22 protein-coding genes and 1 pseudogene are annotated in these 25,120 nt (G+C 59.3%); 16 read left to right on the forward strand and 7 right to left on the reverse strand.

Translation table 11 applies throughout. From position 1 onward, the window contains the following. Positions 1-2 precede the first annotated feature (2 nt). The 13 genes from iolB to C4J83_RS12580 all read left to right on the forward strand — a co-directional run bounded on the left by iolB (position 3) and on the right by C4J83_RS12580 (position 13,844). A complete protein-coding gene (iolB, locus tag C4J83_RS12515; protein WP_124417174.1) occupies positions 3-791 on the forward strand; it encodes a 5-deoxy-glucuronate isomerase in 789 nt (262 codons plus the stop codon). 25 nt (positions 792-816) lie between these two features. Then, the gene (locus tag C4J83_RS12520) at positions 817-1,638 is read left to right on the forward strand and encodes a TIM barrel protein (RefSeq protein WP_124417175.1); all 822 of its coding nucleotides are present in this window, start codon (positions 817-819) and stop codon (positions 1,636-1,638) included. Between the two features lie 149 nt (positions 1,639-1,787). Next, positions 1,788-3,719 carry a 3D-(3,5/4)-trihydroxycyclohexane-1,2-dione acylhydrolase (decyclizing) gene (gene iolD / locus C4J83_RS12525; protein WP_124417176.1) on the forward strand — a complete coding sequence of 644 codons (1,932 nt, stop codon included), beginning with the start codon at positions 1,788-1,790 and terminating at the stop codon, positions 3,717-3,719. Positions 3,720-3,738: 19 nt separating this feature from the next. Then, positions 3,739-4,749: a bifunctional inositol 2-dehydrogenase/D-chiro-inositol 1-dehydrogenase gene (gene iolG / locus C4J83_RS12530; RefSeq protein WP_119741673.1), complete on the forward strand. Its 1,011-nt coding sequence runs from the start codon at positions 3,739-3,741 to the stop codon at positions 4,747-4,749. 145 nt (positions 4,750-4,894) lie between these two features. After that, entirely contained in the window at positions 4,895-5,755 is an 861-nt protein-coding gene (locus tag C4J83_RS12540; RefSeq protein WP_119741675.1) for a sugar phosphate isomerase/epimerase family protein, read from the forward strand. Positions 5,756-5,897: 142 nt separating this feature from the next. Next, complete coding sequence (locus C4J83_RS12545) at positions 5,898-6,926, forward strand: Gfo/Idh/MocA family protein (RefSeq protein WP_124417177.1); 1,029 nt, start codon at positions 5,898-5,900, stop codon at positions 6,924-6,926. A gap of 128 nt (positions 6,927-7,054) precedes the next feature. Next, positions 7,055-7,237: a hypothetical protein gene (locus C4J83_RS12550; protein ID WP_119741679.1), complete on the forward strand. Its 183-nt coding sequence runs from the start codon at positions 7,055-7,057 to the stop codon at positions 7,235-7,237. Positions 7,238-7,285: 48 nt separating this feature from the next. Next, positions 7,286-8,221, forward strand: a complete 936-nt coding sequence (locus tag C4J83_RS12555; RefSeq protein ID WP_124417178.1) for a sugar ABC transporter substrate-binding protein — start codon at positions 7,286-7,288, stop codon at positions 8,219-8,221. Between the two features lie 63 nt (positions 8,222-8,284). Continuing rightward, complete coding sequence (locus C4J83_RS12560; protein ID WP_124417179.1) at positions 8,285-9,838, forward strand: sugar ABC transporter ATP-binding protein; 1,554 nt, start codon at positions 8,285-8,287, stop codon at positions 9,836-9,838. 58 nt (positions 9,839-9,896) lie between these two features. Beyond that, a complete protein-coding gene (locus C4J83_RS12565; protein ID WP_026013640.1) occupies positions 9,897-10,919 on the forward strand; it encodes an ABC transporter permease in 1,023 nt (340 codons plus the stop codon). A gap of 423 nt (positions 10,920-11,342) precedes the next feature. Beyond that, a complete protein-coding gene (locus tag C4J83_RS12570) occupies positions 11,343-11,747 on the forward strand; it encodes a TraR/DksA family transcriptional regulator (protein ID WP_010564800.1) in 405 nt (134 codons plus the stop codon). Between the two features lie 545 nt (positions 11,748-12,292). After that, positions 12,293-13,525 (forward strand): methyl-accepting chemotaxis protein, encoded by a 1,233-nt coding sequence (locus C4J83_RS12575; protein ID WP_372239325.1) that lies wholly within the window; start codon positions 12,293-12,295, stop codon positions 13,523-13,525. A 115-nt stretch (positions 13,526-13,640) separates the two neighbouring features. Continuing rightward, the gene (locus C4J83_RS12580; protein ID WP_106580279.1) at positions 13,641-13,844 is read left to right on the forward strand and encodes a hypothetical protein; all 204 of its coding nucleotides are present in this window, start codon (positions 13,641-13,643) and stop codon (positions 13,842-13,844) included. Between the two features lie 6 nt (positions 13,845-13,850). Here the strand turns inward: C4J83_RS12580 and C4J83_RS12585 are convergent, their stop codons facing one another. From C4J83_RS12585 to C4J83_RS12595, 3 genes are all read right to left on the reverse strand, one after another. Beyond that, positions 13,851-14,087 (reverse strand): DUF2789 domain-containing protein, encoded by a 237-nt coding sequence (locus C4J83_RS12585; protein ID WP_106580278.1) that lies wholly within the window; start codon positions 14,085-14,087, stop codon positions 13,851-13,853. Between the two features lie 71 nt (positions 14,088-14,158). Continuing rightward, entirely contained in the window at positions 14,159-14,389 is a 231-nt protein-coding gene (locus tag C4J83_RS12590; RefSeq protein ID WP_119741687.1) for a hypothetical protein, read from the reverse strand. A 110-nt stretch (positions 14,390-14,499) separates the two neighbouring features. After that, on the reverse strand, positions 14,500-14,775 hold the full coding sequence (locus C4J83_RS12595) for a hypothetical protein (RefSeq protein WP_106580276.1): 276 nt from the start codon (positions 14,773-14,775) through the stop codon (positions 14,500-14,502). Between the two features lie 408 nt (positions 14,776-15,183). Here C4J83_RS12595 and C4J83_RS12600 point away from each other — a divergent pair, with 408 nt between their 5' ends. Together C4J83_RS12600 and C4J83_RS12605 are read left to right on the forward strand one after the other, a co-directional pair. Continuing rightward, positions 15,184-15,633 carry a hypothetical protein gene (locus C4J83_RS12600; RefSeq protein WP_177410138.1) on the forward strand — a complete coding sequence of 150 codons (450 nt, stop codon included), beginning with the start codon at positions 15,184-15,186 and terminating at the stop codon, positions 15,631-15,633. A gap of 133 nt (positions 15,634-15,766) precedes the next feature. After that, complete coding sequence (locus C4J83_RS12605; RefSeq protein ID WP_119741691.1) at positions 15,767-16,783, forward strand: ABC transporter substrate-binding protein; 1,017 nt, start codon at positions 15,767-15,769, stop codon at positions 16,781-16,783. Between the two features lie 150 nt (positions 16,784-16,933). On the opposite strand, the gene C4J83_RS12615 is transcribed toward C4J83_RS12605, so the two are convergent. Continuing rightward, entirely contained in the window at positions 16,934-19,060 is a 2,127-nt protein-coding gene (locus C4J83_RS12615; RefSeq protein WP_124417182.1) for a TonB-dependent receptor, read from the reverse strand. A 95-nt stretch (positions 19,061-19,155) separates the two neighbouring features. Further along, on the reverse strand, positions 19,156-19,545 hold the full coding sequence (locus C4J83_RS12620) for a DUF2946 domain-containing protein (protein ID WP_124417183.1): 390 nt from the start codon (positions 19,543-19,545) through the stop codon (positions 19,156-19,158). Between the two features lie 92 nt (positions 19,546-19,637). On the opposite strand from C4J83_RS12620, the gene C4J83_RS12625 reads away from it, so the two are divergent. Beyond that, on the forward strand, positions 19,638-20,075 hold the full coding sequence (locus tag C4J83_RS12625; RefSeq protein WP_106580271.1) for a DUF3995 domain-containing protein: 438 nt from the start codon (positions 19,638-19,640) through the stop codon (positions 20,073-20,075). 4 nt (positions 20,076-20,079) lie between these two features. Here C4J83_RS12625 and C4J83_RS12630 read toward each other — a convergent pair whose 3' ends face one another. Together C4J83_RS12630 and C4J83_RS12635 are read right to left on the reverse strand one after the other, a co-directional pair. After that, complete coding sequence (locus tag C4J83_RS12630; protein ID WP_124417184.1) at positions 20,080-20,463, reverse strand: hypothetical protein; 384 nt, start codon at positions 20,461-20,463, stop codon at positions 20,080-20,082. Position 20,464: 1 nt separating this feature from the next. Further along, positions 20,465-25,007 (reverse strand): annotated as a pseudogene (locus C4J83_RS12635) (RHS repeat-associated core domain-containing protein). Positions 25,008-25,120: the final 113 nt, after the last annotated feature.

The raw sequence follows: 25,120 nt of genomic DNA on the forward strand, positions 1-25,120 counted from the left end.
TGATGAGCTTGTTGGTCAAAAGCAGCAAACGCGGGCAAACCATGGTTGCCCTGGATGAAGGGCGCCTGGAGTACGTAGGCTTTGCCGCCTACCGCCTGAGCCTGGGTGAAACCCTGCCGGTCACCGCCGGCGATAAAGAGCTATGCCTGGTTCTGCTCAGCGGCCGGGTGAATATCGAGGGCGAAGGTTTCAACTGGCAGAACCTCGGTGATCGCCACTCGGTCTTTGAAGACAAATCACCCTTCGCCGCCTACCTGCCGCCCGGCACCGATGCGCAGGTGACCGCGTTGAGCGATGTGCAAATTGCCGTGTGCGCTGCACCCGGTGCCACAGGTTTTGAACCGCGCCTGATTCGTCCTGAACAGTGCAAGCGCAGCGTGCGCGGCAAGGGCGCCAACACCCGGTATGTGTGCGACATCCTGCCCGACAGCGAGCCGGCCCATTCGCTGCTGGTGGTGGAAGTGCGCACGCCGTCCGGGCACTCGTCCAGCTACCCGCCGCACAAGCACGACACCGATGACCTGCCGCACCAAAGTTTTCTCGAAGAGACCTACTACCACCAGATCAACCCGCCCCAGGGCTTCGTGTTCCAGCGCGTGTACACCGACGATCGCAGCATCGACCAGGCCATGGCCGTGGAAAACAGCGACCTGGTGGTGGTGCCCAAGGGGTATCACCCGGTCAGTGTGCCGTATGGCTACGAGTCGTATTACTTGAACGTGATGGCCGGCCCCAAGCGCGCCTGGCATTTCCATAACGACCCGCAGCACAGCTGGCTGCTGGACCTCTGACTGGTTTGAACGGAGAACAACAACAATGAAGTCGCCGCTACGTTTTGCCCTTAACCGCATGGTCGCGCCCGACCTTTCCCTGCCGGATTTCATCCAGTTGGCGGCGGCCCTCAAGTGCGATGCCATCGAGATTCGCAACGACCTCAAAGGTGATGAAATCGAATACGGCACCCCGGCCAGCCGCGTGCGTGAGCTGTGCGCGGTGCAAGGCATCACGGTGCTGTCGATCAACGCGCTGTACCCGTTTGACGTGTGGAATGACGAGCGCCGTGCCCAGGCGCTCAAACTCGCCATCTATGCGCGTGAATGCGGTGCGCAAGGCCTGGTGATGTGCCCGCTGAACGAGCGCGGCGATACCCGCAATGCAGCCCAGCGCGCGGCCGGTTTGCGCACGGCGTTGAGCGAGTTGGCGCCGATCCTGCGCGAGTACGGGATTCTCGGTTTCATCGAGCCACTGGGTTTTGAAGAATGCGCGCTGCGCCGCAAGCGTGTGGCCGTGGATGCGATCCAGGCGATTGGCGGCCTGGATGTGTTCCGCTTGGTGCACGATACCTTCCACCATCACCTGGCCAGCGAGCAGGAGTTCTTCCCGCAACTGACCGGCCTGGTGCATATCTCCGGCGTCGAAGACCGTGACACGCCGCTGAATTCGATCCGCGACGGCCACCGTGTGCTGGTGGGCGAGGGCGATATTCTCGGCAATGCCGCGCAGATCGACACCTTGCTCAGCACCGGCTACGGCGGTTACCTGTCGTTTGAGCCGTTTGCGGAAAGCGTGCATGCGTTGGCGGATATTCAGCAGGCAATCGGGGCAAGCATCGCCCACCTGCAAAACCCTCGAACCTGACACGGGCCAAACTGTGGGAGCGGGCTTGCTCGCGAATGCGGTGGATCAGTAAATGAACTGGGTGACTGACACACCGCATTCGCGAGCAAGCCCGCTCCCACATTGGTTCACTGTTGATCGACAGATTTGCATTCATACAAGGTGCGAACATGACCACAACAAGATTGACCATGGCCCAGGCCCTGGTGAAGTTTCTGGATAACCAGTACATCGAAGTCGATGGTGTGCAGAGCAAGTTTGTCGCCGGGATTTTTACCATTTTCGGCCACGGCAACGTGCTGGGGCTGGGCCAGGCGCTGGAGCAGGACAGCGGCGATCTGGTGGTGCATCAGGGCCGCAATGAGCAAGGCATGGCCCACGCTGCCATCGGGTTTGCCAAGCAGCACCTGCGCCGCAAGATTTACGCGTGCACCTCGTCGGTGGGGCCGGGCGCGGCAAATATGATTACCGCCGCCGCGACCGCCACGGCCAACCGTATTCCGTTGCTGCTGTTGCCCGGCGATGTCTATGCCAGCCGCCAGCCTGACCCGGTGCTGCAGCAGATCGAGCAGTTTCACGATTTAAGCATCAGCACCAACGATGCCTTCCGCTCGGTGAGTAAATACTGGGACCGCATCAACCGCCCCGAGCAGCTGATGACCGCTGCGATCTATGCAATGCGCGTGCTCACTGACCCCGCGGAAACCGGCGCCGTCACGTTGGCCCTGCCGCAGGATGTACAGGCTGAAGCCTGGGATTATCCCGACTACTTCCTGCAAAAACGTGTGCACCGTATCGAACGCCGTCCGCCGACTGAAGCGATGATCGGCGATGCGTTGGCTGCCTTTCGAGGCAAGCGCAAACCGCTGATCGTCTGCGGCGGCGGGGTCAAATACGCCGTCGCGAATGCCGCGCTGCAAGCGTTTGCCGAACGCTTTGACATCCCCTTCGCCGAAACCCAGGCAGGCAAGAGCGCGGTGGTGTCCAGCCATCCGCTGAACCTGGGCGGTCTCGGCGAAACCGGCTGCCTGGCGGCGAACCTGCTGGCCCCGGAAGCGGACCTGATCATCGGTATCGGCACGCGCTACACCGACTTCACCACCTCGTCGAAGTCACTGTTCAAGCACCCCGAAGTGACGTTTCTCAACCTCAATATCAGTCCGTGCGATGCCCTGAAACTGGACGGCGTGCAACTGCTGGCGGACGCCAGGGTGGGCCTGGAGGCCTTGGCGGATGCCTTGGGTGACTACCGTTCCGACTGGGCGGATCAGCCGCGCGACGCCAGGGCGCAGCTGGACGCCGAGGTGGATCGCATCTACCAGGCCGACTACCAGACGGACAATTTCGTCCCGGAAATCAACGACCACATGGACCCGGCCGTGCTGCGCGAGTTTATCGAGCTGACCGGTTCCTGCCTGACCCAAAGCCGCGTGCTCGGGGTGCTCAACGAAACCCTGGCCGACGACGCCATCATCGTCGCCGCCGCCGGCAGCCTGCCGGGCGACTTGCAGCGCAGCTGGCGCAGCAAGGGCGTGAACACCTACCACGTCGAGTATGGCTATTCGTGCATGGGCTACGAGGTCAACGCGGCCCTGGGCGTGAAGCTGGCCGAGCCGGCGCGCGAGGTGTATGCGCTGGTGGGTGACGGCTCCTACATGATGCTGCACTCGGAGCTGGCCACCTCGATTCAGGAGCGTCGCAAGATCAACGTGGTGCTGCTCGACAACATGACGTTCGGCTGCATCAACAACCTGCAGATGGAACACGGCATGGACAGCTTCGGCACCGAGTTCCGCTTTCGCAACCCGCAGACGGGCAAGCTCGACGGCGGTTTTGTGCCGGTGGATTTCGCCATGAGTGCGGCGGCCTACGGCTGCAAGACCTACAAGGTCAGCACGGTGGAGCAGTTGCAGGCGGCGTTGGCCGATGCGCGTACGCAAACGGTGTCGACGCTGATCGATATCAAGGTTCTGCCCAAGACCATGATCCACAAATACCTGTCGTGGTGGCGGGTCGGTGTGGCGCAGGTCTCGACCAGCGCGCGCACTGACGCGGTGGCCAAACAACTCAATGAACGCCTGGCCAAGGCCCGGCAGTACTAATAACAAGAGGAGTGTTTGTATGTCTTTGAAGTTGGGTGTTATCGGTACGGGCGCCATTGGCCGGGACCATATCCGTCGGTGCAGCCAGACCTTGCTCAATAGCCAGGTGGTGGCGGTGACCGACATCAACCTTGAGCAAGCCGCCAAGGTCGTCGCTGATTTGAAGCTGACCGCCGAGGTGTACGCGGACGGCCATGCGTTGATCAACTCGCCGCAGGTCGAGGCAATTCTCGTGACTTCCTGGGGGCCGAGCCACGAAGAATTCGTGCTCGCTGCCATCGCCGCCGGCAAGCCGGTGTTCTGCGAAAAACCTCTGGCGGTGACGGCCGAAGGCTGCCGCAAGATCGTCGATGCCGAAGTCGCCTTCGGCAAGCGCCTGGTGCAGGTAGGCTTCATGCGCCCGTACGACGAAGGTTATCGGGCCCTCAAGGCGGTCATCGACAGCGGCCAGATCGGCGAGCCTTTGATGCTGCACTGCGCGCACCGCAACCCGACGGTGGGCGAAAACTACAAGACCGACATGGCGATCACCGACACCTTGATCCATGAACTGGACGTGTTGCGTTGGCTGCTCAACGACGACTACGTGTCAGTGCAAGTGGTGTTCCCGCGTAAATCGAGCAAGGCGTTGGCCCACTTGCGCGACCCGCAGATCGTGCTGCTGGAAACCGCCAGGGGCACGCGCATTGATGTGGAAGTGTTCGTGAACTGCCAGTACGGCTATGACATTCAGTGCGAAGTGGTGGGCGAGACCGGTATTGCCAAACTGCCTGAGCCTTCGCAGGTGCAACTGCGCAGCGAGGCCAAGCTGTCGAATGCGATTTTGATGGATTGGAAGGACCGGTTCATCGGCGCCTACGACGTCGAATTGCAGGCCTTCATCGACAGCGTACGCGCCGGGCAAGTGGGTGGGCCGTCGGCGTGGGATGGGTTTGCGGCAGCGGTGGCGGCGGATGCGTGCATTGAGGCGCAGCGCAGTGAGCAGATCGTGAAAGTCGGCCTGCCAGAGCGCCCACATTTTTACGGCTAAGCCCAAATCTACATTTGAAATGCATTAAATGTGGGAGCGGGCTTGCCCGCGAATGCGGTGTATCAGTAAGCGAATCAGGTGGCTGACCCACCGCATTCGCGAGCAAGCCCGCTCCCACATAAAGCAAATCCGGGAGCCTCTGAACATGCGTATCGCCTTAGACCCCTACATGTACCGCCATCTGCCCCTTGGCCAGATGGTCGACAAGGCCGCGGAGCTGGGCTACCAGCACATCGAGCTGTCGCCCCGCGAAGACTTCCTGCCGTTCTACAAGGCCGCTCGCGTTGACCGTGCGCGCATCAAGGAATTTCGCAAGGCCTTGAGCGACGCCGGTGTGCACCTGTCATCCCTGCTGCCGATGTACCACTGGGCCGCGGCCGACGAAGGCCTGCGCGTCGCCGCCGTGCGCAACTGGAAGCGTGCGATCCAGATCGCCGTGGAAATGGACTGCGAGCTGGTCAACACCGAGTTCACCGGCCAGTCCGACAACCCGCTGGTGTGCGAAAACCAGTTCATGCGCTCCATGGATGAGCTGATCCCGGAGTTCGAGCGCGAAGGCATCAAACTGGATATCCAGGCGCATCCGTATGACTTCTGTGAGCGCAACAACGAATCGGTGGACATCATTCGCGGCCTCGACCGCGACTGGATCAACTACCTCTACGCCGCGCCGCACACCTTCTTTTATGACGACGGCAAAGGCGATATCGCCTCGATGCTCAAGTACGCCGGTTCCAAGCTCAGCCACTTGATCATTGCCGACACCTATAACCACCGCGCGTCGTCGAACCTGCGCTACATCGTCAACCCGCCGGGCGTTACTGCCACCGTGCATCAGCACCTGGACATCGGTCAGGGCGAGGTCAACTGGGAGGCGTTTTTCGGCACCTTGCGCGAGATCAAGTTCGACGGCATCGCTACGGTTTCGGTGTTTGCCTGGGAAGACCGGCCGGATGAGTCCAACCGGATGATGCTGGAGCGGGTGACCCGCGAGCTGTGCCAATAAGAAATCGATCATTCCAAGGTGGGAGCTGGCTCGCCTGCGATAGCGGTGTTTCAGTGATGGGTTCATTGACTGACACAGTGCTTTGGCAGGCAAGCAAGCTCCCACACTTGATTGGGTTTCCAGTTCCAGAAGGAGTGTATGTATGCGAATCGGACTAGTCGGCTACGGCCATGGCGGCCGCTTCTTTCACGCGCCGTTGATTGCAACGCTGCCCGGCGCAACGTTTGTCGGCGTGGTGACACGCTCACCTGAGCGGCGCCAGCAATTGGCGGCTGACCATCCCGGCCTCAAGGCCTACGACTCCATCGGCCAGATCGTCGAGGCCGGCGTTGATGCCCTGGTGATTTCCACCACCCTCAAAGGCCGCCCGGCCTTGGTATTGGAAGCCATCGAACACGGCGTCGCCGTGGTCAGCGACAAACCGTTCGCCAGCAATGCCGAACAGGCCCAGGCATTGATCACCGCTGCCGAACGCCAGGGCGTGTTGCTCAGCGTCTATCAGAACCGGCGCTGGGATTCGGATTTCCTGACCTTGCGCAAACTGATCGACACCGGCGCGCTGGGCGAGATCACCCGGTTTGAATCGTGTGTGGAGCGCTACAACCCGCAATCGGTAGGCAATGCCAGCGGCGGCGGCTGGCTGCGTGACCTCGGCAGCCACCTGGTGGACCAGGCACTGCAACTGTTCGGCCCGGTGGATCGGGTGTTCGCGCAATTACACTTCAGCGCGGAATACCCGACGCTGGACCACGGTTTTTTCATTTCCCTGACCCACGCCAACGGCGTGATTTCCCACCTGTGGGGCAGTGCGCTGCAGAACAGCCAGGCCCCGCGTTTTCGCGTCAGCGGCACCCTGGGGTGTTACACCGTGGACGGACTTGATGGCCAGGAAGAAGCGCTGATGGCGGGCAAGACGCCGAAAACCGAAGGCGAGCACTGGGGCGCTGAAGAGCACCGACGCTGGGGCTGGTTTGAGCAAGGCGCGGAACGCGAGCGTGTGCCATCGGAGAAAGGCTGCTGGACGCAGTTCTATCGCCAGTTGCACAGTGCCGTGCAAGGGCAGGGAGCGCTGCCGGTCAACGCCTATGACGCACTGGAAACCACCCGTATATTGGACGCCGCACGCCTTAGCAGCGAGCGCCAGCAAGTGGTTTCAACAAAAATAGAATAAAATTCTAAAACAGGTTGATATGGAAATTATTTTCCAATAAAGTCTTTTCCAGGTTGCAAAAAGTACGCTTCGGGCTTGATCCAGGCGACTCAACAAAAACAAGATCAAAAACAACCAGGTACCGTCAGATGAAAATCTTCAACGCTGTACTGCGAGTTTTACGCCCTGCCCAGCAAGCGCCACGCGGTCTGCCCCGCGCCCGGCCGTTTTATTTCTCCTTCCTCAATGTGCTGTGCGTCGAAAACAAAGACGCCCTGGTGTGCTGCATTCCGGGAGCACCGATCGTGCGGCTGCCGACTTCCTCGCTCTGAAAAACGCAACGTCCACAAAACCAACAAGAAATTGGAGACAGACCGTTCATGAAGACCCCGATCCGTTTCACCGCGCTGGCCTTGTCCATGCTGCTTGCCAGCGGTTTTGCCTCGGCTGCCGATATCAAAGTAGGCGTGAGCATGTCCGCCTTCGACGATACCTTTCTGACTTACCTGCGCGAGGACATGGACAAGCAAGCCAAGTCCTACCCCAAGGGCGATGGCGTGCAGCTGCAGTTTGAAGACGCCCGCGCCGACGTGGTCAAGCAACTGAGCCAGGTCGAAAACTTCATCAGCCAGAAAGTCGACGCGATCATCGTCAACCCGGTGGATACCGCATCGACCAAGAACATCATCAGTGCGGCGACCAAGGCGGGCATTCCGCTGGTGTTCGTCAACCGCCGGCCCGATCAGAAAGACTTGCCTAAAGATGTGGTGGCCGTGACCTCTGACGACGTCGAGGCCGGTCGCCTGCAAATGCAGTACATCGCCGACAAACTCGGTGGCAAAGGCAAGATCGTGATCCTGTTGGGCGACTTGGCCAACAACTCCACCACCAACCGCACCAAAGGCGTGAAAGAGGTCCTGGCCAAGTACCCCGGCATCACCATCGAACAGGAACAGACCGGTACCTGGCTGCGTGACCGCGGCATGACGCTGGTCAACGACTGGCTGACTCAGGGCCGCGAATTCAATGCGGTGCTGGCCAACAACGATGAGATGGCCATCGGCGCCTCCATGGCGCTGAAGTCGGCGGGCACCAAACCGGGCAGCGTGTTGATCGCCGGGGTCGACGGCACGCCGGACGGCTTGAACGCGGTTACCAAGGGCGACATGGCCGCGTCAGCGTTCCAGGACGCGAAAGGGCAGGCCGTCGGCTCGGTCGAAGCGGCGCGCAAGATGGCCAGGCACGAGCCGGTCGAGCAGAACGTGATCATTCCGTTCAAGCTGATCACGCCAGACAACGTCAAAGACTTCAAGTAGCCCTTCATAACAACAATAAGCGAGCAGGGCGGCCACGGTCGTCCTGCTGATGGAGTACCCGATATGCTTGCTCAAGCGGTTGTCTCGCAGCCTCCCGGTATCCAGCCCCTGGCGCCGGAAGAACCCTACCTGCTGGAAATCCTCAACGTCAGCAAAGGCTTTCCCGGCGTCGTGGCCCTGGCCGATGTGCAACTGCGCGTTCGCCCTGGCTCGGTGCTGGCGCTGATGGGCGAGAACGGTGCAGGCAAGTCGACGCTGATGAAGATTATCGCCGGCATCTACCAGCCCGACGCCGGTGAAATACGTCTGCGCGGCAAGCCGATCGTGTTTGAAACGCCACTGGCGGCGCAAAAGGCCGGGATCGCGATGATCCACCAGGAACTCAACCTGATGCCGCACATGAGCATCGCCGAAAACATCTGGATTGGCCGCGAGCAGCTCAACAGCCTGCACATGGTCAACCACCGCGAAATGCACCGTTGCACCGCCGAGTTGCTGGCGCGTTTGCGCATCAACCTGGACCCTGAAGAACACGTCGGCAACCTGAGTATCGCCGAACGGCAGATGGTCGAGATTGCCAAGGCGGTGTCCTACGACTCCGACATCCTGATCATGGATGAACCGACGTCGGCCATTACCGAAAAGGAAGTGGCGCACCTGTTTTCGATCATTGCCGACCTCAAGTCCCAAGGCAAAGGCATCGTCTATATCACGCATAAAATGAACGAAGTGTTCGCCATCGCCGATGAAGTCGCGGTGTTTCGCGACGGTCATTACATTGGCCTGCAGCGCGCCGACAGCATGAACAGCGACAGCCTGATCTCGATGATGGTCGGCCGTGAACTGAGCCAGTTGTTTCCGGTGCGTGAGACGCCCATCGGTGAACTGCTGCTGTCGGTGCGCGACTTGCGCCTGGATGGCGTGTTCAAGGGGGTGTCATTCGACCTGCACGCCGGGGAGATCCTCGGCATCGCCGGGTTGATGGGCTCGGGCCGTACCAACGTGGCGGAGACGATTTTCGGCATTACGCCAAGCTCTGGCGGGCAGATCACCCTTGACGGCAAGCCGGTGCGCATCAGCGACCCGCACATGGCCATCGAGAAAGGCTTTGCGCTGTTGACCGAGGACCGCAAGCTCAGCGGCCTGTTCCCGTGCCTGTCGGTGCTGGAAAACATGGAAATGGCGGTGCTGCCGCATTACTCGGGCAACGGTTTTATCCAGCAAAAGGCATTGCGCGCGTTGTGTGAAGACATGTGCAAGAAGCTGCGGGTGAAAACCCCGTCTCTGGAGCAGTGCATCGACACCTTGTCCGGCGGTAACCAGCAAAAGGCCTTGCTGGCGCGCTGGCTGATGACCAACCCGCGCCTGCTGATTCTCGATGAGCCCACCCGTGGCATCGACGTCGGCGCCAAGGCCGAGATTTATCGCTTGATCTCTTTTCTCGCCAGCGAAGGCATGGCGGTGATCATGATTTCCTCCGAGCTGCCTGAAGTGCTGGGCATGAGCGACCGGGTGATGGTGATGCACGAGGGCGACCTGATGGGCACTCTGGACCGTGCGGAGGCGACGCAGGAAAAAGTCATGCAGCTGGCTTCCGGTATGACCGTAGTCCACTGACGAACAGCAGCGCAGGCCTGCGGTTGGCCTGTGCCACAGAACAAGAAGGTGATTGGCTATGAACGCAATAACAGACAACAAGCCTGCCACGGCACCGGTCAAGCACCGCAGGCGCTTGCCCACCGAGCTGAGCATCTTCCTGGTGCTGATCGGCATCGGGTTGGTGTTTGAACTGTTCGGTTGGATCGTGCGCGACCAGAGCTTTCTGATGAACTCCCAGCGTCTGGTGCTGATGATCCTGCAAGTGTCGATCATCGGCCTGCTGGCGATTGGCGTGACGCAGGTGATCATCACCACGGGCATCGACTTGTCCTCAGGCTCGGTGCTGGCGCTGTCGGCGATGATTGCCGCCAGCCTGGCGCAAACTTCGGATTTTTCCCGCGCGGTGTTTCCCAGCCTGACGGATTTGCCGGTGTGGATACCGGTGGCGATGGGCTTGGGGGTCGGGCTGCTTGCAGGGGCGATCAACGGCAGCATTATTGCCGTCACGGGGATCCCGCCATTTATCGCGACACTGGGCATGATGGTCTCGGCCCGCGGCCTGGCGCGTTACTACACCGAAGGCCAGCCGGTGAGCATGCTGTCGGATTCGTACACGGCGATCGGCCATGGCGCGATGCCGGTGATCATCTTTCTGGTGGTGGCGGTGATCTTCCATATCGCGCTGCGCTACACCAAGTACGGCAAGTACACCTACGCCATCGGCGGCAATATGCAGGCGGCGCGCACGTCGGGGATCAACGTCAAGCGCCATTTGATCATCGTCTACAGCATCGCCGGGTTGCTCGCGGGCCTGGCTGGCGTCGTCGCCTCGGCACGTGCCGCGACCGGCCAGGCCGGCATGGGCATGTCCTATGAGCTGGATGCGATTGCCGCAGCGGTGATCGGCGGCACCAGCCTGGCGGGCGGGGTGGGGCGCATCACTGGCACCGTGATCGGCGCGTTGATCCTGGGCGTGATGGCCAGCGGGTTTACCTTTGTCGGCGTGGACGCGTACATCCAGGACATCATCAAGGGACTGATCATCGTGATCGCGGTGGTGATCGACCAGTACCGCAATAAGCGCAAGCTCAAACGATAAATGAATTAAGGCTTGGCGCGGAACCCAATGTGGGAGCGGGCTTGCTCGCGAATGCGGTGTATCAGTGCCAGATGTATTGACTGACACTCGGCATTGCGCGAGCAAGCCCGCTCCCACATTTGAACCTTCTCCAGCCAGTTTCAACCGTCTGTCTTCTATATAGCTCCACAACACTGAATTTCTTGCTATAAACGCACTCCGATGACCATTCGCCAAGCCCGTCCTGGTGCCTTTGGGGGTTAATTGGGAAAAAATGCCTGTCTTTTCAGTTGCTGAGCCCTCAAGTCGGCCTTAGACTGCCGCCCCTCGTAAATTGAGTGCCGGGTGGCGCTTGAAATGGACGGCGCCTTTCCGAGGCCTGCAGAGGTCTGCCGGAACGCTCCCTTATTCGCCTTAATGCACGTATTTTTTATAGAGAAATCAATGACAAAGGAAAAGTTGCTGGCCATGCCGGCGGATGACTACATGAATGCCGAACAGCACGCTTTTTTCGAGCAGCTGCTGCAAGACATGAAAGTGGAACACCACGAGCGCATTGAACAGAACCGTATCGCCATCGAAAGCCTGGATACCCCGGCTGACCCGGCTGACGCGGCTTCCGTTGAAGAAGAGCGCACCTGGCTGGTCAATGCCATCGATCGCGACCAGCGCATGCTGCCGCAGCTTGAGCGTGCACTGGAACGCATCAAGGAAGACTCCTTTGGCTGGTGTGACGACAGCGGCGAGCCTATTGGCCTCAAGCGCCTGCTGATCAGCCCGACCACCAAGTACTGCATCGAAGCGCAAGAGCGCCACGAGCAGATCGACAAGCATCAGCGTCAAGCCTGATGTGCTGAAGTTGGGCGCTGCTGATGCGGCGCTCAAGAGCAATACCGGTTACGCCCCTGTCTATTGATCTGCTGCAAGCTTCCCACTAACGGCCCATGGATAATGGCCCGATAGTGGCGTTTAATGCAGAAACAATAACGACAAGCAGTGGGGTAACGACGATGGCTGGAGACGGATCTCTGATGGGCGCAGCAGTGCCCGTGCACACGCGGGTGCGCGCGCTGCCCGGCTGGCTGACGCCGCTCTTGCAGAGCACCGCCCTGGTGCTGGTTCTGCTGGGCCTGGCGTTGGCTGGCTTGCCGCTGTACCTGTGCCTGCCGCTGGCCTTGCTGGTGATATGGCTGCCCACCCTTAACAGTCGAACGCACCGCGTGGCGCCTGCCCCAGTCGCCGATACGATGGGCGAACTGACTCGCGATCTTTCCTACACCACCAGCCATAACGCGCTGTCTGCTGCCGGCGTGGCCTATTCGGTCAAGCAATTGGCGGCCCGTTTACAATCGCAGTTGAGCGCAGCCAGGCAAATCGTCAGCAGCGCCGAAGTCATGATCGGCACTGAGCAGGTCACCTCCCAACTCAGCCGTCAAGCCTTGGGTGCGGCCAGGCAGGCGCATCAGCACAGTACGCAGGGCCGTGAAGTGCTGGCCGAGTCAATCACGCGCATGCGCCAGCTCAGCCAGCGTGCCGACGCCAGTCGCCAGTTGATTGAAGCCTTGAGCCTGCGCAGTGAAGAAATCCAGCGCGTCACGCTGGTGATCCAATCGATCGCCAGCCAGACCAACCTGCTCGCCTTGAACGCGGCCATTGAAGCGGCGCGAGCCGGTGAGCATGGGCGCGGATTTGCCGTGGTTGCCGATGAAGTGCGCGGCCTGGCTGGGCGTACTGCCACGGCGACCGATGAGGTTGGAGTGATGGTCGCCGATATCCAGCAACGCACGGCGCAAGTGGTGGAGCAGATTCGACAGTTGTCGGCGGACCTGCACACGGGCGTTGAACAGGTGGAACACGCCGGCGAACAACTGGAGAGCATCGCCAGCCTGGCGGCGGACGTGGAAGGGCAGGTGAATGAAATTGCGCAGGGCACCGATACCAACCGCGCGCAACTCGACAGCCTGTTCCATGCGGTGGAGCAGATGCGCAGCGATCTGACCGTGAGCGACCAGCAAACCCGCCAACTGGCCGACGCCGCCGTGCAAATGGAAGGGCAAGCCGAAACCATCAGTGAGCGCTTGGCAGAAGTCGGCCTGGATGACTATCACCAGCGCATCTACGATTTAGCCCGCGAGGGCGCACACCGCATCGCCGAGCAGTTCGAAGCCGATGTATTGCAAAACCGCATCAGCCTGCAGGACTTGTTTGACCGCAGTTACACGCCCATCCCGAATACCAGCCCGAGCAAGTACCACACACGTTTTGACCGTTACACCGATCAGGTTTTGCCGGCGATCCAGGAAGCGCTGCTGCCGCGTCATGAGGGATTGGTGTTCGCCATTGCCTGCACGCCTCAGGGTTATGTACCGACACACAACAAGGCGTTTTCCCACGCGCTCACCGGCGACGCCCGCGTTGATGCGGTGCAGAACCGCACCAAGCGCAAGTTCGAAGACCGTACCGGCATCCGCTGTGGCAGCCATCAACAAGCAGTGCTATTGCAGACCTATACCCGCGATACCGGCGAGTTGATGCACGACTTGTCGGTGCCGATCATGGTCAACGGGCGGCATTGGGGCGGGTTGCGGCTGGGCTATAAACCGAAGGTGGCGAAGCCGGCACGCTAGCGATTGTTGCTGTTTATGCAATGGAGCTATTCCGGGGATAGCTTTTTCCAACTGGAAAAAAACCGTAGCATGGCCAACATTGTTAGGTAGCTAACTAATGTGGCGGAGAGGCTCCATGCAAAACAAAGTCGATGTCGCCGTGATGATCGGCAGTGGTGTGCCCGAAACCCTGCGCTCGCTGGGTCAGAAAGCCTGCTGGGTTGTGCTGCTCAATGGCGAGCAACGCGGCACGGCGTTCGCCAGCCGCGAAGAAGCGCAGGAGTGCAGGGCTGCCTGGGAGGCGTTATTACGCCTGGAGCAATCCGACAGCCTGCATTGAGGCTCGTTAGTGGGGTTGATGCAGGCGCTGGTTCAGTTCGTCCACGGGGATAGCCCATTCGGCGTCCTCACGCAGTTCTTCTTTCAGAAACGCCGCTTGTTGCGGCGTCCAGAAAGGCGCATCGATCAGCTTCACGTCTTCAGCCAACGGGTGTGCATCGATGAATGCGTCGATTGCCTCCGGGGTTGAATCCAGGCCCAATTGTTCAAACAGCGTTTCGAGAGTAGGGATTGGCGCGTCCATAGTGTTCTCCATGCAAGGTGATGGTCGTTGTGCATGTGAGGCGCAGGAGGCGGCAGAGTTCTATCGGATTGTCAGGAATTGAGTGCACCTGAATCCACGGCGGATTTAAGTGCCTTGGCGGCATCTTTTGCCGCCGTTGCAGCGGCATCGACAGTTTTGAACCAACGATCTTTTTCTACCTGGTGTGTTGTGACCGTGGTCAGCGGTGGTTTGGCCCGCATGATGATCACCGCTTGAAACTCACCGTCAACTTCCCTCGCATCGCCATGGATGAAAAATTCGCCAATATCAAATTCCGTCACGTATAGCCTTCCCTTCAAGGTAACTGCACTGATAAAACCTGACCCGATAGGGGCAAACTTCAATGGACGGGCCAGTATGGCAGTTGTTGAGGGGCGGCGGCGCAGTAAACTCATCCAGATGACGAAACGATTCCCGGGTGAAAGGTCAGCGGGTTGGCTTCCAGCTTTTTAGCCAATTCGCAGGCCCGGATGTGGTTGCTGCGAAAGCCTCTGATCCTGCCGCTGGTCACTTCCAGAATATGAAAGAAATCGCGGCCCGCCGGTACAACTTGGTAAAGAACGGAATTGGAGTACCCGTCGGGGCTGTCCAGGCAGTAGTATTGACGCTCGTCTGGACATGATGAACGAGTGCGGGAAGACGTAGCATTGAGTTGACGTGTGTGCATGGCCGGCTCCTGTCGGTCGATCTTGTTTGACTTGCCCGCAGCGTTTTCAGGTGGTTTTGACCCGCGTTGCTGTTTTAGTATTGTCGTCCACAGCGTTGGCCTGGTTCCATGGCCAGGTATTTTGTGATGTGTAAGCTGTCGGAAACTGCGTTTTTAATTGGGTTATTCTCTGAAGCTGATCGGCCTGTATTCTCAGGTCCTTGAACCTGTGATTTCCTGTGGCGCCTGATGACTTGCATAAGGTCCATCGCGCATCTGTGTACTAGTCTTACAGCGCAGCAGCGGGTTCTCTTCAGTTTTTTAATGAATGTGTGATCGAGCCGTTACGGCCGTTTTTTGTGCTGTCCGCTGCGGCGGTCCGTGCTTTTTTGATGTGGGGGCGTTTCCTTGGCAGTCAGTAATCTGGATATGCACGCGTTATTCGTGCTGGGTGATTTGCGCGCAAAGTTGGTCAAGCAGTTTCAATCCCGTTTTGTTTACATCACCGAACAGACGCCGGAAGGCATCTACATTGCCGAAATCGACACCGAAGCGGCGATGGTGGTGGATGACAAGCCGCGCCTGGAGCTCAAGGTCGGCGACCATTTTCGCGCGGCGGTGCTGCCGAGCCGTGAAGGCGGTAAATTCGAATTGAAGTTCCGCGATATCAAATTGACGGTGTATGGCCTGGGCGATTACGCCTTTGTTTCTTCAGCCGAAGGCCAGGGCATCGTATTCAAGGAAGGCCACAGCGTAATGCTGGTGTTTGCCGCTCACGAACAACTGCAGGAAAACCTCACCAAAACGCTCAAGGCCGTGACCGGCAAGGCCGCCAAGTGGCGCAAGGGTGAACTGGTGACCTTCAAGGCCAGTGAGTAGTCGATAAACCTCGCGTGTATTTCTGCTCTTCCGGAACCTCTACTACAGTTGAGTTGACTTAACTAATCAGAGGCTTCGCGCATTGGCAGCAAAGCCGTCCGCTATGGCTGCGAAAACGCGAGGTGCAAAAGGCATGAAAGGATTGAGAACCCTGTTGGCAGCGTCCCTGACGGCGCTAAGCCTGTCGGTGGCTTCATTGCCGGTATCGGCCGCCCAGGCTCCGGTGCATTTCGCCGACCTGAACTGGGAGAGTGGCAGCCTGATCACCGAGGTGCTGCGCTTTATCGTTGAGAAGGGCTATGACCTGCCCACCGATACCTTGCCCGGCACTACCATCACCCTGGAAACCGCGCTGGCGAAAAACGACATCCAGGTAATTGGCGAAGAGTGGGCCGGCCGCAGTCCGGTGTGGATCAAGGCTGAGGCCGAGGGCAAAGTGGTAGGCCTGGGCGATACGGTCAAGGGCGCCACCGAAGGCTGGTGGGTGCCGGAGTATGTCGTCAAGGGCGACCCTGCCAAGGGCCTCAAGCCTCTGGCGCCAGACCTCAAAAGCGTCACAGACCTGGCGCGTTACAAGGATGTGTTCAAAGACCCGGAATCTCCAGGCAAGGGGCGCTTCCTCAACAGCCCCATCGGCTGGACTTCGGAAGTGGTCAACAAGCAGAAGCTCAAGGCCTACGGCCTGGACGACAGCTACGTGAATTTTCGCAGTGGTTCGGGCGCCGCTCTGGATGCCGAGATTGCGTCATCGATCCGTCGTGGCAAACCGGTGTTGTTCTACTACTGGTCGCCGACGCCGCTGATGGGGCGTTACAAACTGATCCAGCTGGAAGAGCCGCCGTTTGATGCCGATGCCTGGAAGACCCTGACCGACGCGGATAACCCCAACCCGAGGCCCACTCGGTCATTAGCGTCCAAGTTGAGCATTGGCGTATCGACGCCGTTCCAGCAGGCAAACCCGCAGATTGCCGAATTTTTTACCAAGGTTCAGTTTCCCATCGAGCCGCTGAACAAGGCCTTGGCGACCATGAGCGAGAATCATACGGCGCCACGCGAAGTGGCTCAGGCGTTTCTCAAAGAGCATCCTGAAGTGTGGAAGGCGTGGTTGACGGCGGATGTGGCGCAGAAGGTTGAGGCGAGTCTGAAGTAAGCCGACAATCTTTCTATTCGATGCAGATTCAAATGTGGGCTTGTGTGGGAGCCGGGCTTGCCCGCGATGCAGGCACCTCGGTTTATCAGGTAGACCGAGGTGATGCTATCGCAGGCAAGCCCGCTCCCACATTTTTATTGTATTTCAGGCTTAGAACTTGGTTTGAACGGCCACCTCGAAGGTCCTTGGCGACCCTAGGTAATACGCCGGCGACACATGTGCAAACTCCGCATACACCTGATTCGTCAGGTTGCGCACCCGGCCGGTGACCGAGGTGTGTGAGTTCACCTTGTAGCGCAGGAACGTCCCGAACAGCGTGTAGGCCGGCACCGTCAGGGTATTGGCATTGTCCGCATACACCTGCGCGACATACCGCGCATCCACGCCGCCTTGCCAGTCTTGCGTAAAGTCATAAGTCAGCCACACGTTGCCCACGCGCTTGGGTACGTTGGTGGGCGTATTGCCCTTGCGTGAGACCACCGCGCCGCTGGCAATTTTTTCGTTGAAGTCATCGTATTCGGCGTCCACCCAGGCGAAATTGCCCTCGGCAAGCAGCGTTGGCGTGATGCGCAATGAGCTGGCCAACTCAATGCCCTTGGAGGACTGCGCGCCCACTGGAATGCTGTTGTTCGGGTCCAGCGGGTCGGTGACGGCAAAATCCTTGCGTTCGATCTTGTAGGCCGCGACGGTGGCCGAGCCGCGACCGTCCAGGTAATCGAACTTGCTGCCCACTTCCCACTGTTTGCCGGTCGACACGTCGAACACTTGGGTGGTGGTCGACGGCTGCTCGGCCGCGGTGCTGTATTGCACATACACGTTGGCCGACGGGATGAACTGGTAAGTCAGGCCCACGCGACCGGTCACCGGCTCCCAGCTGCGCTTGAAGTGACGTGGGTTGGTGGCCGTCACCGTTCTGTGGTTGGTAACGTCCAGGTCGATAGCGTCGTAGCGCAGGCCGGTCAGCAGCGAGAGTTTGTCGGTGAGGCCCAGACGGTTTTCGGCGAACAGTGCCTTGGTGGTGACCGCATTGGTTTTGTCCTTGACGAAGCCCGGCCGGGTGCCCGGTATATCGTAGAAGTGCCCCGGGGTGTAATGGTTCGGGTCCACGCTACTGTTACCCGGCACGTTCAGTGGGTTGTTGGTGGTGCTGTTGACCTTGTACTCGAAGCCGCCGGACCAGGTGGTCGACAAGCCGAAGAACGTATCGTCATGGCGCAGTTCGAACTGGTTGCCGTTCTGTTCGCCCTGATGACGCACCTGGTAGGCCGTTGAACGGTTCACCGCGCTGTTATCGGCATTGTATTGGTAGGTCTCCAGGTTGCGGTAGTCGCGCTGGCTGTCCAAGTGATAGAGCGTGTTCTTCAGCGTGGTGCTGTCGTTGATCCGATAATCAATGATCGAACGCGCCCAGATCGTGCGCTGCTCGTAACGACCATCGGCAACGTTGTAGTTGTTGAACCGGTTGTGCCGGTCGATTTTCAACTCACCCGCCTTGGGGTTGAGCACCGGCGTGCCCCAGTACGGGCTGTCCTCATGTTCATCCTGATATTCCAGCGCCAAGGTGTGGGACAGGTTGGGCGTCAGGTCGCTGAGCAGGGAAAACGCCACACTCCAGGCATCCCGCTGGTCGCGGTCGATATAGCTGTGGTTGGTGTTGCGGCTCACGTCCAGACGCGCGTAATGCTGCACCTCGGCACCCGGTTCCGTCAGCGCATGGTTGACGCCAAAAGCCATGCCGGCGGTGTCGTAGCTGCCGTAGGTGAGCTGGCCTTCTGCCGCTTGCTCCTCGCGGGTCGCCAACTTGGTCACATAGTTCAGCGAACCGCCCACGGAGCCGGCACCATTGATCAAGGAGGAGGGGCCACCGACCAGTTCGACGCGGTCATAGATCCACGCATCCACCGGCCGGGCCAAGCCGGTGGCGACGTTGATGCCGTTGAACATCTGAGTGATCTGGCTGCTGGTGAATCCACGGTAGGACACAAACCCGCCAAACCCCGGCGGCGCGCTGGCGTTGACGCCAGGCAAGGTGTTGGCCGCATCGCGGAAGGTCTTGGCGCCATGGCGCTCAATGTCGTTGCGAGTCGCAATGGCCACCGACGCCGGGGTTTCCCGCACGCTTAAGCCCAGCCGCGACGCCATGCCACTGGATTGATCCAGGGCCAGGCCCGGCTCAGCGGTTTGCTCACCATCAATGGTGGTGGGGGCCAACTCAAGCGCCCAGCCACAGACAGGCAGGCAGCCGAACAGGCCCGCCAACAGAGGTAAATGTTTCATGGTTGAATCCTGAAAAACTTGGCTTGAAAACAACGCACAGCCGCGCGTATTCCCCAACGGGAACGGAGGCCGGTGCAGATTGGAAAGCGAAGGGATCAGGCGAAAGCGGGAGGCGCGCGCGGGTTGGCCGCAGGCCAGGTGAAGCGGGCAGGGATGTCAGCGGCAAGCACCACCGCCGGTGGTGGCGCATGGGGTTGTGGCAACACCGCCACATTCAGGCTGGAACTCAGTGCCGGGCCCATACCGCCGGTCGAACACAGCGGGCAGCCGAACGCCTTGGACAGCGTCGGCAGGTTCTCATCCGTGGAATTGGTTTGCGCGGGCGCCTGGGTGCGCGGGTCCACCGTACAGAACTGGCCGCCGATGCCGTTGAGCTGCATTCCCAGCATCTGCCCATGCCCAATACTGCACGCGAACACATTGAACAGGACGCAGCAGTAGAGCATCCAGGCAATGAGTGAGCGGTCGGCACGGGCGATTTTCATGGGGCGGCACTTTACCATCAGCCGCCGACGAAATGCCTACAAAAAATCTCAGGGCGACTATCATCATTCGCACATTTCAGGGAGCGCCCGCCATGAGCTTTGTCATCGCGCGATGGATAGTCGGGGTTTTTACCTGCATCAGCATGGTGCACTTGTACTGGGCCGCCGGCGGCAAACTCGGCAGCCTTGCCGCCATCCCCCAACTGCCCGGCGAATTTGCCCACGGGCCGCGGCCAGCGTTCAAACCCTCGGCACTGGGGACATTTTTGGTTGCGATGGGGTTGGTGGCGATTGCGCTGCTCGTCTGCCTGCGGGCCGGCCTGTATTTCTCGCCGGTGTCCCATGGCGCGCTGCAGTGGGGGATCAGCGCGATTGCCGTGGTGATGTTTGCCAGGGCGATTGGCGATTCGGAGTTGGTGGGGTTTTTCAAAAAGGTGGGTGGGTCGAGGTTTGCCAAGTTGGATACGTATTTTTATTCGCCGTTGTGTTTGGTGTTGGGGGTGGGGTTGTTGGTGGTGGCGTGGGGGTGAGGGGTTAAATGTTTGTTGGGTAGAGGTAGATCTTAGCTGCTCTTACCTCGACGAATCCGGATTGCAGGGGGATCGGTCCGTCAAGTTCGATGAGGATGATTGAGTCGCTGAGTTTTAACGCTGCGCACTCTTCATCTGCGCCTTGGGATAGTTCAGCGGTAATATAAGTGACATTGGCTAACGTAGTGATTTTCGGTGTTTTTTCAGAGGAGTGCCTCATGTTTTTCCCCCACGAAAAAACCTCATCCAAATCGAACTCCACATCAATGATCTCACCGGCTTTTGGCACAGAGTCGCTCCATAGGGCAGTCCCACTTCCGAAGGGGGAGTGGAACCGCACGTGCAGTGCGCCTAGCTCAGAAAATGTATCGATGATTCGAATTTTCATTTTACTTCTTCGGTAATGGGACTCTTACAACGGTATTGTCAACATTCATCGTGTTGTTTTTAAGCTCGAGAGTCCATGTTTCCTCATGATAGTGATGTTTGCTTGGCTTACTGTTCATCTCGTGAGCACCGTAACGAATGCTTCTTTTCGCATCGACGGAAACTATTCTATCGAGGTCGGGTTTACCGGTTCGCGGATTAGTATTCGTGTGAGGGCCAGGCCCTAAAAAATCATCCCACTTTCGAGTTGTTTCCTCAGGTTTTACTGGCTTGTTAGCATATGTTTCTTTGTGGTATCCCATCTCAATATTTGAGGTCGTGGGGTTGAGTGGCTCTCCTTCAGACGTTTTCGTCTTTGCTATTGGATCTTCAATTGAGGTATTTGGCTTGCACTTATCCTTACCTGGACATGTGTTTAAGCCCAGCGGATCAACCCACCCCGTAGGATTGGGCACGTACTGGTAAGCATTGATCCCACCCGCCAGCTTTACCGGGTCAGGCGTCAGGTAGCGACCAATATCTGGATTGTAGTAGCGATGGCGGTTGTAGTGCAGTCCGCTTTCTGGGTCGAAGTATTGGCCTTGGAAGCGCAGTGGGTTGTCGATTTTGTTGATGTCGAGGCGACTGATCTGGCCGTAGGCGCGGTAGTGCGCGGACCAGACGATTTCGCCGTCGGGGGCGGTGAGTTCCTGCGGGGTGCCGAGGTGGTCGAGTTGGTAGTGGAACGGCTGGGTATTTTTTGGACCAAAGCCCTCCAGCAGGACCAGCGGACGGAAACTGTCCGGCTCGTAGATATAACTGCTATGCCTGTCCGCGTGATGCTCCGCAACCAGCTTGTCGCCTTGCCAGAAAAACTCTGTGGTTATGTCGTCGACGGTTTTGCTGATCCGCCGACCGAACGGGTCATAGCGATAACTGGCCGTTTGCCCGTTGGGCTGAGTGATGCCTATCAGCCGATGCTGGCAGTCGTAGCGATACTCGGTGACGAGTTGATGGCCTTTACCGCGCCGTTGACGGATCAGATTGCCGAACGCGTCATAGTCATAATGATGATCGCCCTGAATCACCAACCGATTCCCCGCCACGATGTCCGGGCCGGGGCGGTCTTGCATCAGTAGGTTGCCCGCTGGGTCGTGGCCAAAGCGCTCTTGCACGTCTTGCGAGTGATCCGCTCGAGTCAGGCGGGCGAGGGGGTCGTAGTGGTAGTGATGCTCGCCTTTACGGGTGTCGAGCAGGCGGGTGAGGTTGCCGGATTTGTCGTAGTCGTAGTGGCGGCGGTAGAGCTTGTGCTCCTGTTGAGTGACTGCGTGGGCGTGTAGACGGTTTTGGTCGTCATAGTCGTAGTGACTGAGGAGCTGGCCTTGTTGGCGTTGGCGTTCTTTTCCGGTTTTGAACAGGTGAGAGGTGAGGGTTTTGCCATTTAGCTCGACGGTGGCGAGGTGGCCGCCTTTGTCGTGGTTGAAGGTGAGGCGGTTGTTATCCGGCAGCCGCAGGTTTTTCAGTTGGCCGCAGGCGTCGTAGCCGTAGCGCAGGGTGCCCCAGCCTTGGTGGTCGGCGATGAGGCGGTTTTGGCTGTCGTATTCGTAGGCTAACGCCCAGTGGCCGTCGTCGACGCTGAGGAGGTTGCCTTGGCGGTCGTAGGTGTAATCGACAACTGCGCCGTCTGGAAGGGTTTTTCGTACGAGGCGGCCGGAAAACTCTCGCTCGTAGCGGGTGACTAGCTGACTGCCGTCGCCGCCGTACTCGGTTTTCTCCAGTAAGTTGCCGCTGAGGTCATACACGTAAGTCGTGCGCTGACTGTCAAAGCCGACTTCCTGCTGGATCAGGCCGTTGGAATGGTAATCCAGCCGGTAGGTTTCGCCGACTTCGTTTTCGATCTCGGTCAGCAGTAACCGCACGTTGTCGTAGCGGTAGTTGACCTGGGTGCCATCAGCATTTATGCGACGGCTGATCAGATGCAAACCGTCGGCATATTCGTAACGAGTGACGTGGCCCAATTCATCACGTTCGGAGGTGATTTTTCCGTAGGGGTTGTAGCTGAATTCCCGCGTGGCACCGCCTGGAAGTACGACACGAACCAACCGGCCCACACCGTCCCACTGATACTGAGTCAGCGCGCCATGCTCATCCTCACGCGCAACCTGTCGCCCAACATCGTCATAGCGATACCGCTTAACCCCGCCATTCGGCAGCTGCTCTTCAAGGAGCTGCCCACGCTCATTCCAGACCAGCCGATGACAACCGTTATCCGGATACCAAACCCCAGCTAGCTGCCCGTGTTTGTTGTAGGTGTAGTCCGTAACATGGCCGTCAGGATCTGTCTGACGCGTAACGTCGCCCTGGTCATTACGCTCGTATTTCCAAACCGCATCACCCCGCCGTATAACCCGTACGAACCCGTTGTCATGCTCGTAGGATGTCGGCTCATCTTCTCCCGGAAACAACGCCACCAAGCGTCCCGCGTCGTCGTACTGATACGCCGTCACCGCCCCCAGCGGATCTTGCTCAACCGTCAGCCGGCCCTTGTCGTCGTAGGATTTGAAGTGCTCCGCGCCGTCCGGATCAATGCGCTGTACCAGCCGCGCCTGCTGATCGTGGACATACACTTCCTGACTGCTATCAGCGTTGTGAACCGTAACCTTGCCGTTGTCATCCCAGACATAGCACGTGTCCATCTGCGAAAAACTGGCCCAGTGCCGAACACAGCGCGCCGCCTTGCCAGCCCGTTCCCACTCCCAAAAGAAACTCGCCCCACCGGCCAATTGCCGCTCAAGAATGACGTGCTGTTCGTCGTACCGATAAACCTCGCTTTCACCTACAGCATTGGTCGCAGAAACCAATCGTCCTGCCTCGTCATAGGCATAGGAAACGACGTTCTGCTCCGTCACCCATACATACGGCTCACGGCCTTTGGCGCGATGAACCTGATAGTCCACGGCCACAATACGACCGAGTTCATAGCGCAAAAACAGCGACCGACCCGCGCCGCTATCCAGCCGCTCAATCCGCCCCAAACGATCACGAATAACCCGCAGCCGGTTGTCATACGCATCACTGATCGCCGTCAGTACACCATCGCGAAAGTGGTAAAACCGTGATGCCTGGGCCAGCACCAACTCATCGGGCAGGGCACCCAAATAGATCGCCGCTTCAGCCAAGCTGTTGGTGATCGCCGGTCGAGCGGCGGTAGGCAAGGGCAGGGCAGTCGACCGATTCTCATGATCCGTCCAAACCACCGAATCACCCGAAACCACCAACCGCTGTGCCAGCGCATGACTCCAGCCAAACCCCAACCCGCAATCCACTTCCACCGCACTGGTGCGGTACAACCGCGTCCACTCAAACGGCAATATCCCGTCCAGCGCACCATCGGTAAGCGTCAGCAATTCCTCCACGGGGATTCTTCGCAGCCGCAGGCACATCATCCACATGCTCTTTCTGCTTCAACACCGCGTTCTGCCGCGCCCGCCAGCGCATCTGCATCGTGCCTTGCTTCAGCCCACCGACGACGCCGCGAACCGCCACGGCCTTGTAGCGATCCACCGCCTGCATGAACTTGGTCAGAATCCCGAGCAGGCCACGCACAAAGCCAACCGCGGCATTCAGTATCCGCGCGCCATACTTCACCAACCGCAAGCTCAGATACGCCACACCCGCCGCCGGCAGCGCGATCATCAACACCGCGCCAATCACCAGATCGATAAGCAGCGACACCACAAACCCCGCCGCCGCCTCGGCAATATCGCCCGGTGGCAACGCGTCCAGCCACAGCATCGCCGTGCGCACCATCAGGTACAGCGCCGCCTCGTCACTGGCCAGCAACATGGCCTTTTCCATGACCTGCGGCGCATCGGTGGCCAACTGCGCCAACTTGGCGGCCTCGGCACCCAGTTGCTCGCCGAACTTCATGGGGTCTGCAAGAATCGCCTGGACCAGCTTGATGCTGTCCCAGACCTCCTTGATTGCCGCCCAACTGCCCGCGAGCACGCCGCTGCCAATCGCGCTGGCGGTGGATTGCTGCCAGGACGGTTTGAAGCCGTTCCATTGCTCGCGCAGCCATTGCTCCAGGTCCGCCGTCAACCCGGCGTAGGAGGCAAACAACGCGTCTACCTGCTGTGCGGAAACGCCGCCCTGTACCCGCACCTGATAGCGCCCACCGGCCACGCAGGTGTGGGAGGCCTTGCCATGTTCATCCAGCATGACTCGCGTAGAACTGCCGTCTTCCAGGCGAATCACCTCAACCGGGATTTCGCCGATCGGCACGTCGTACACCGACTCGAACTTGCTCTCGATCTTCAGCTCGCCACCCGCCTGGCAGCGCGCAACGGTGGAAAAATCCGCATCGGAAATGCTGAAGGAACGTTGCGAATCCCCCACCCGCAATACCCTGTCCATCCCCAGCAACGACGGCATGTCCGCTGCATGGCTGACCGAGTCCAGCGCCCGCGCATACCAGGCACCCATCTGCTGGCGATACTCCGCCAGGCTCTGATGGAAGCCATTGAGCTCATGTTCGATAAAGGCAATGTGGGCGGCGTGGGTCATCCGTGACGTCTCGGCAAAATGGCAAGGCGTCGGAGCATGCCGCAGGAAAAAGCGCCTGGATGAGCGGCTGAGAAAATCAGAAAGGGACGACTTTAAGCGGGTAAAAACCGCCA

Origin of the sequence: Pseudomonas sp. LBUM920, from assembly GCF_003852315.1 — a bacterium.
Lineage (GTDB): Bacteria > Pseudomonadota > Gammaproteobacteria > Pseudomonadales > Pseudomonadaceae > Aquipseudomonas.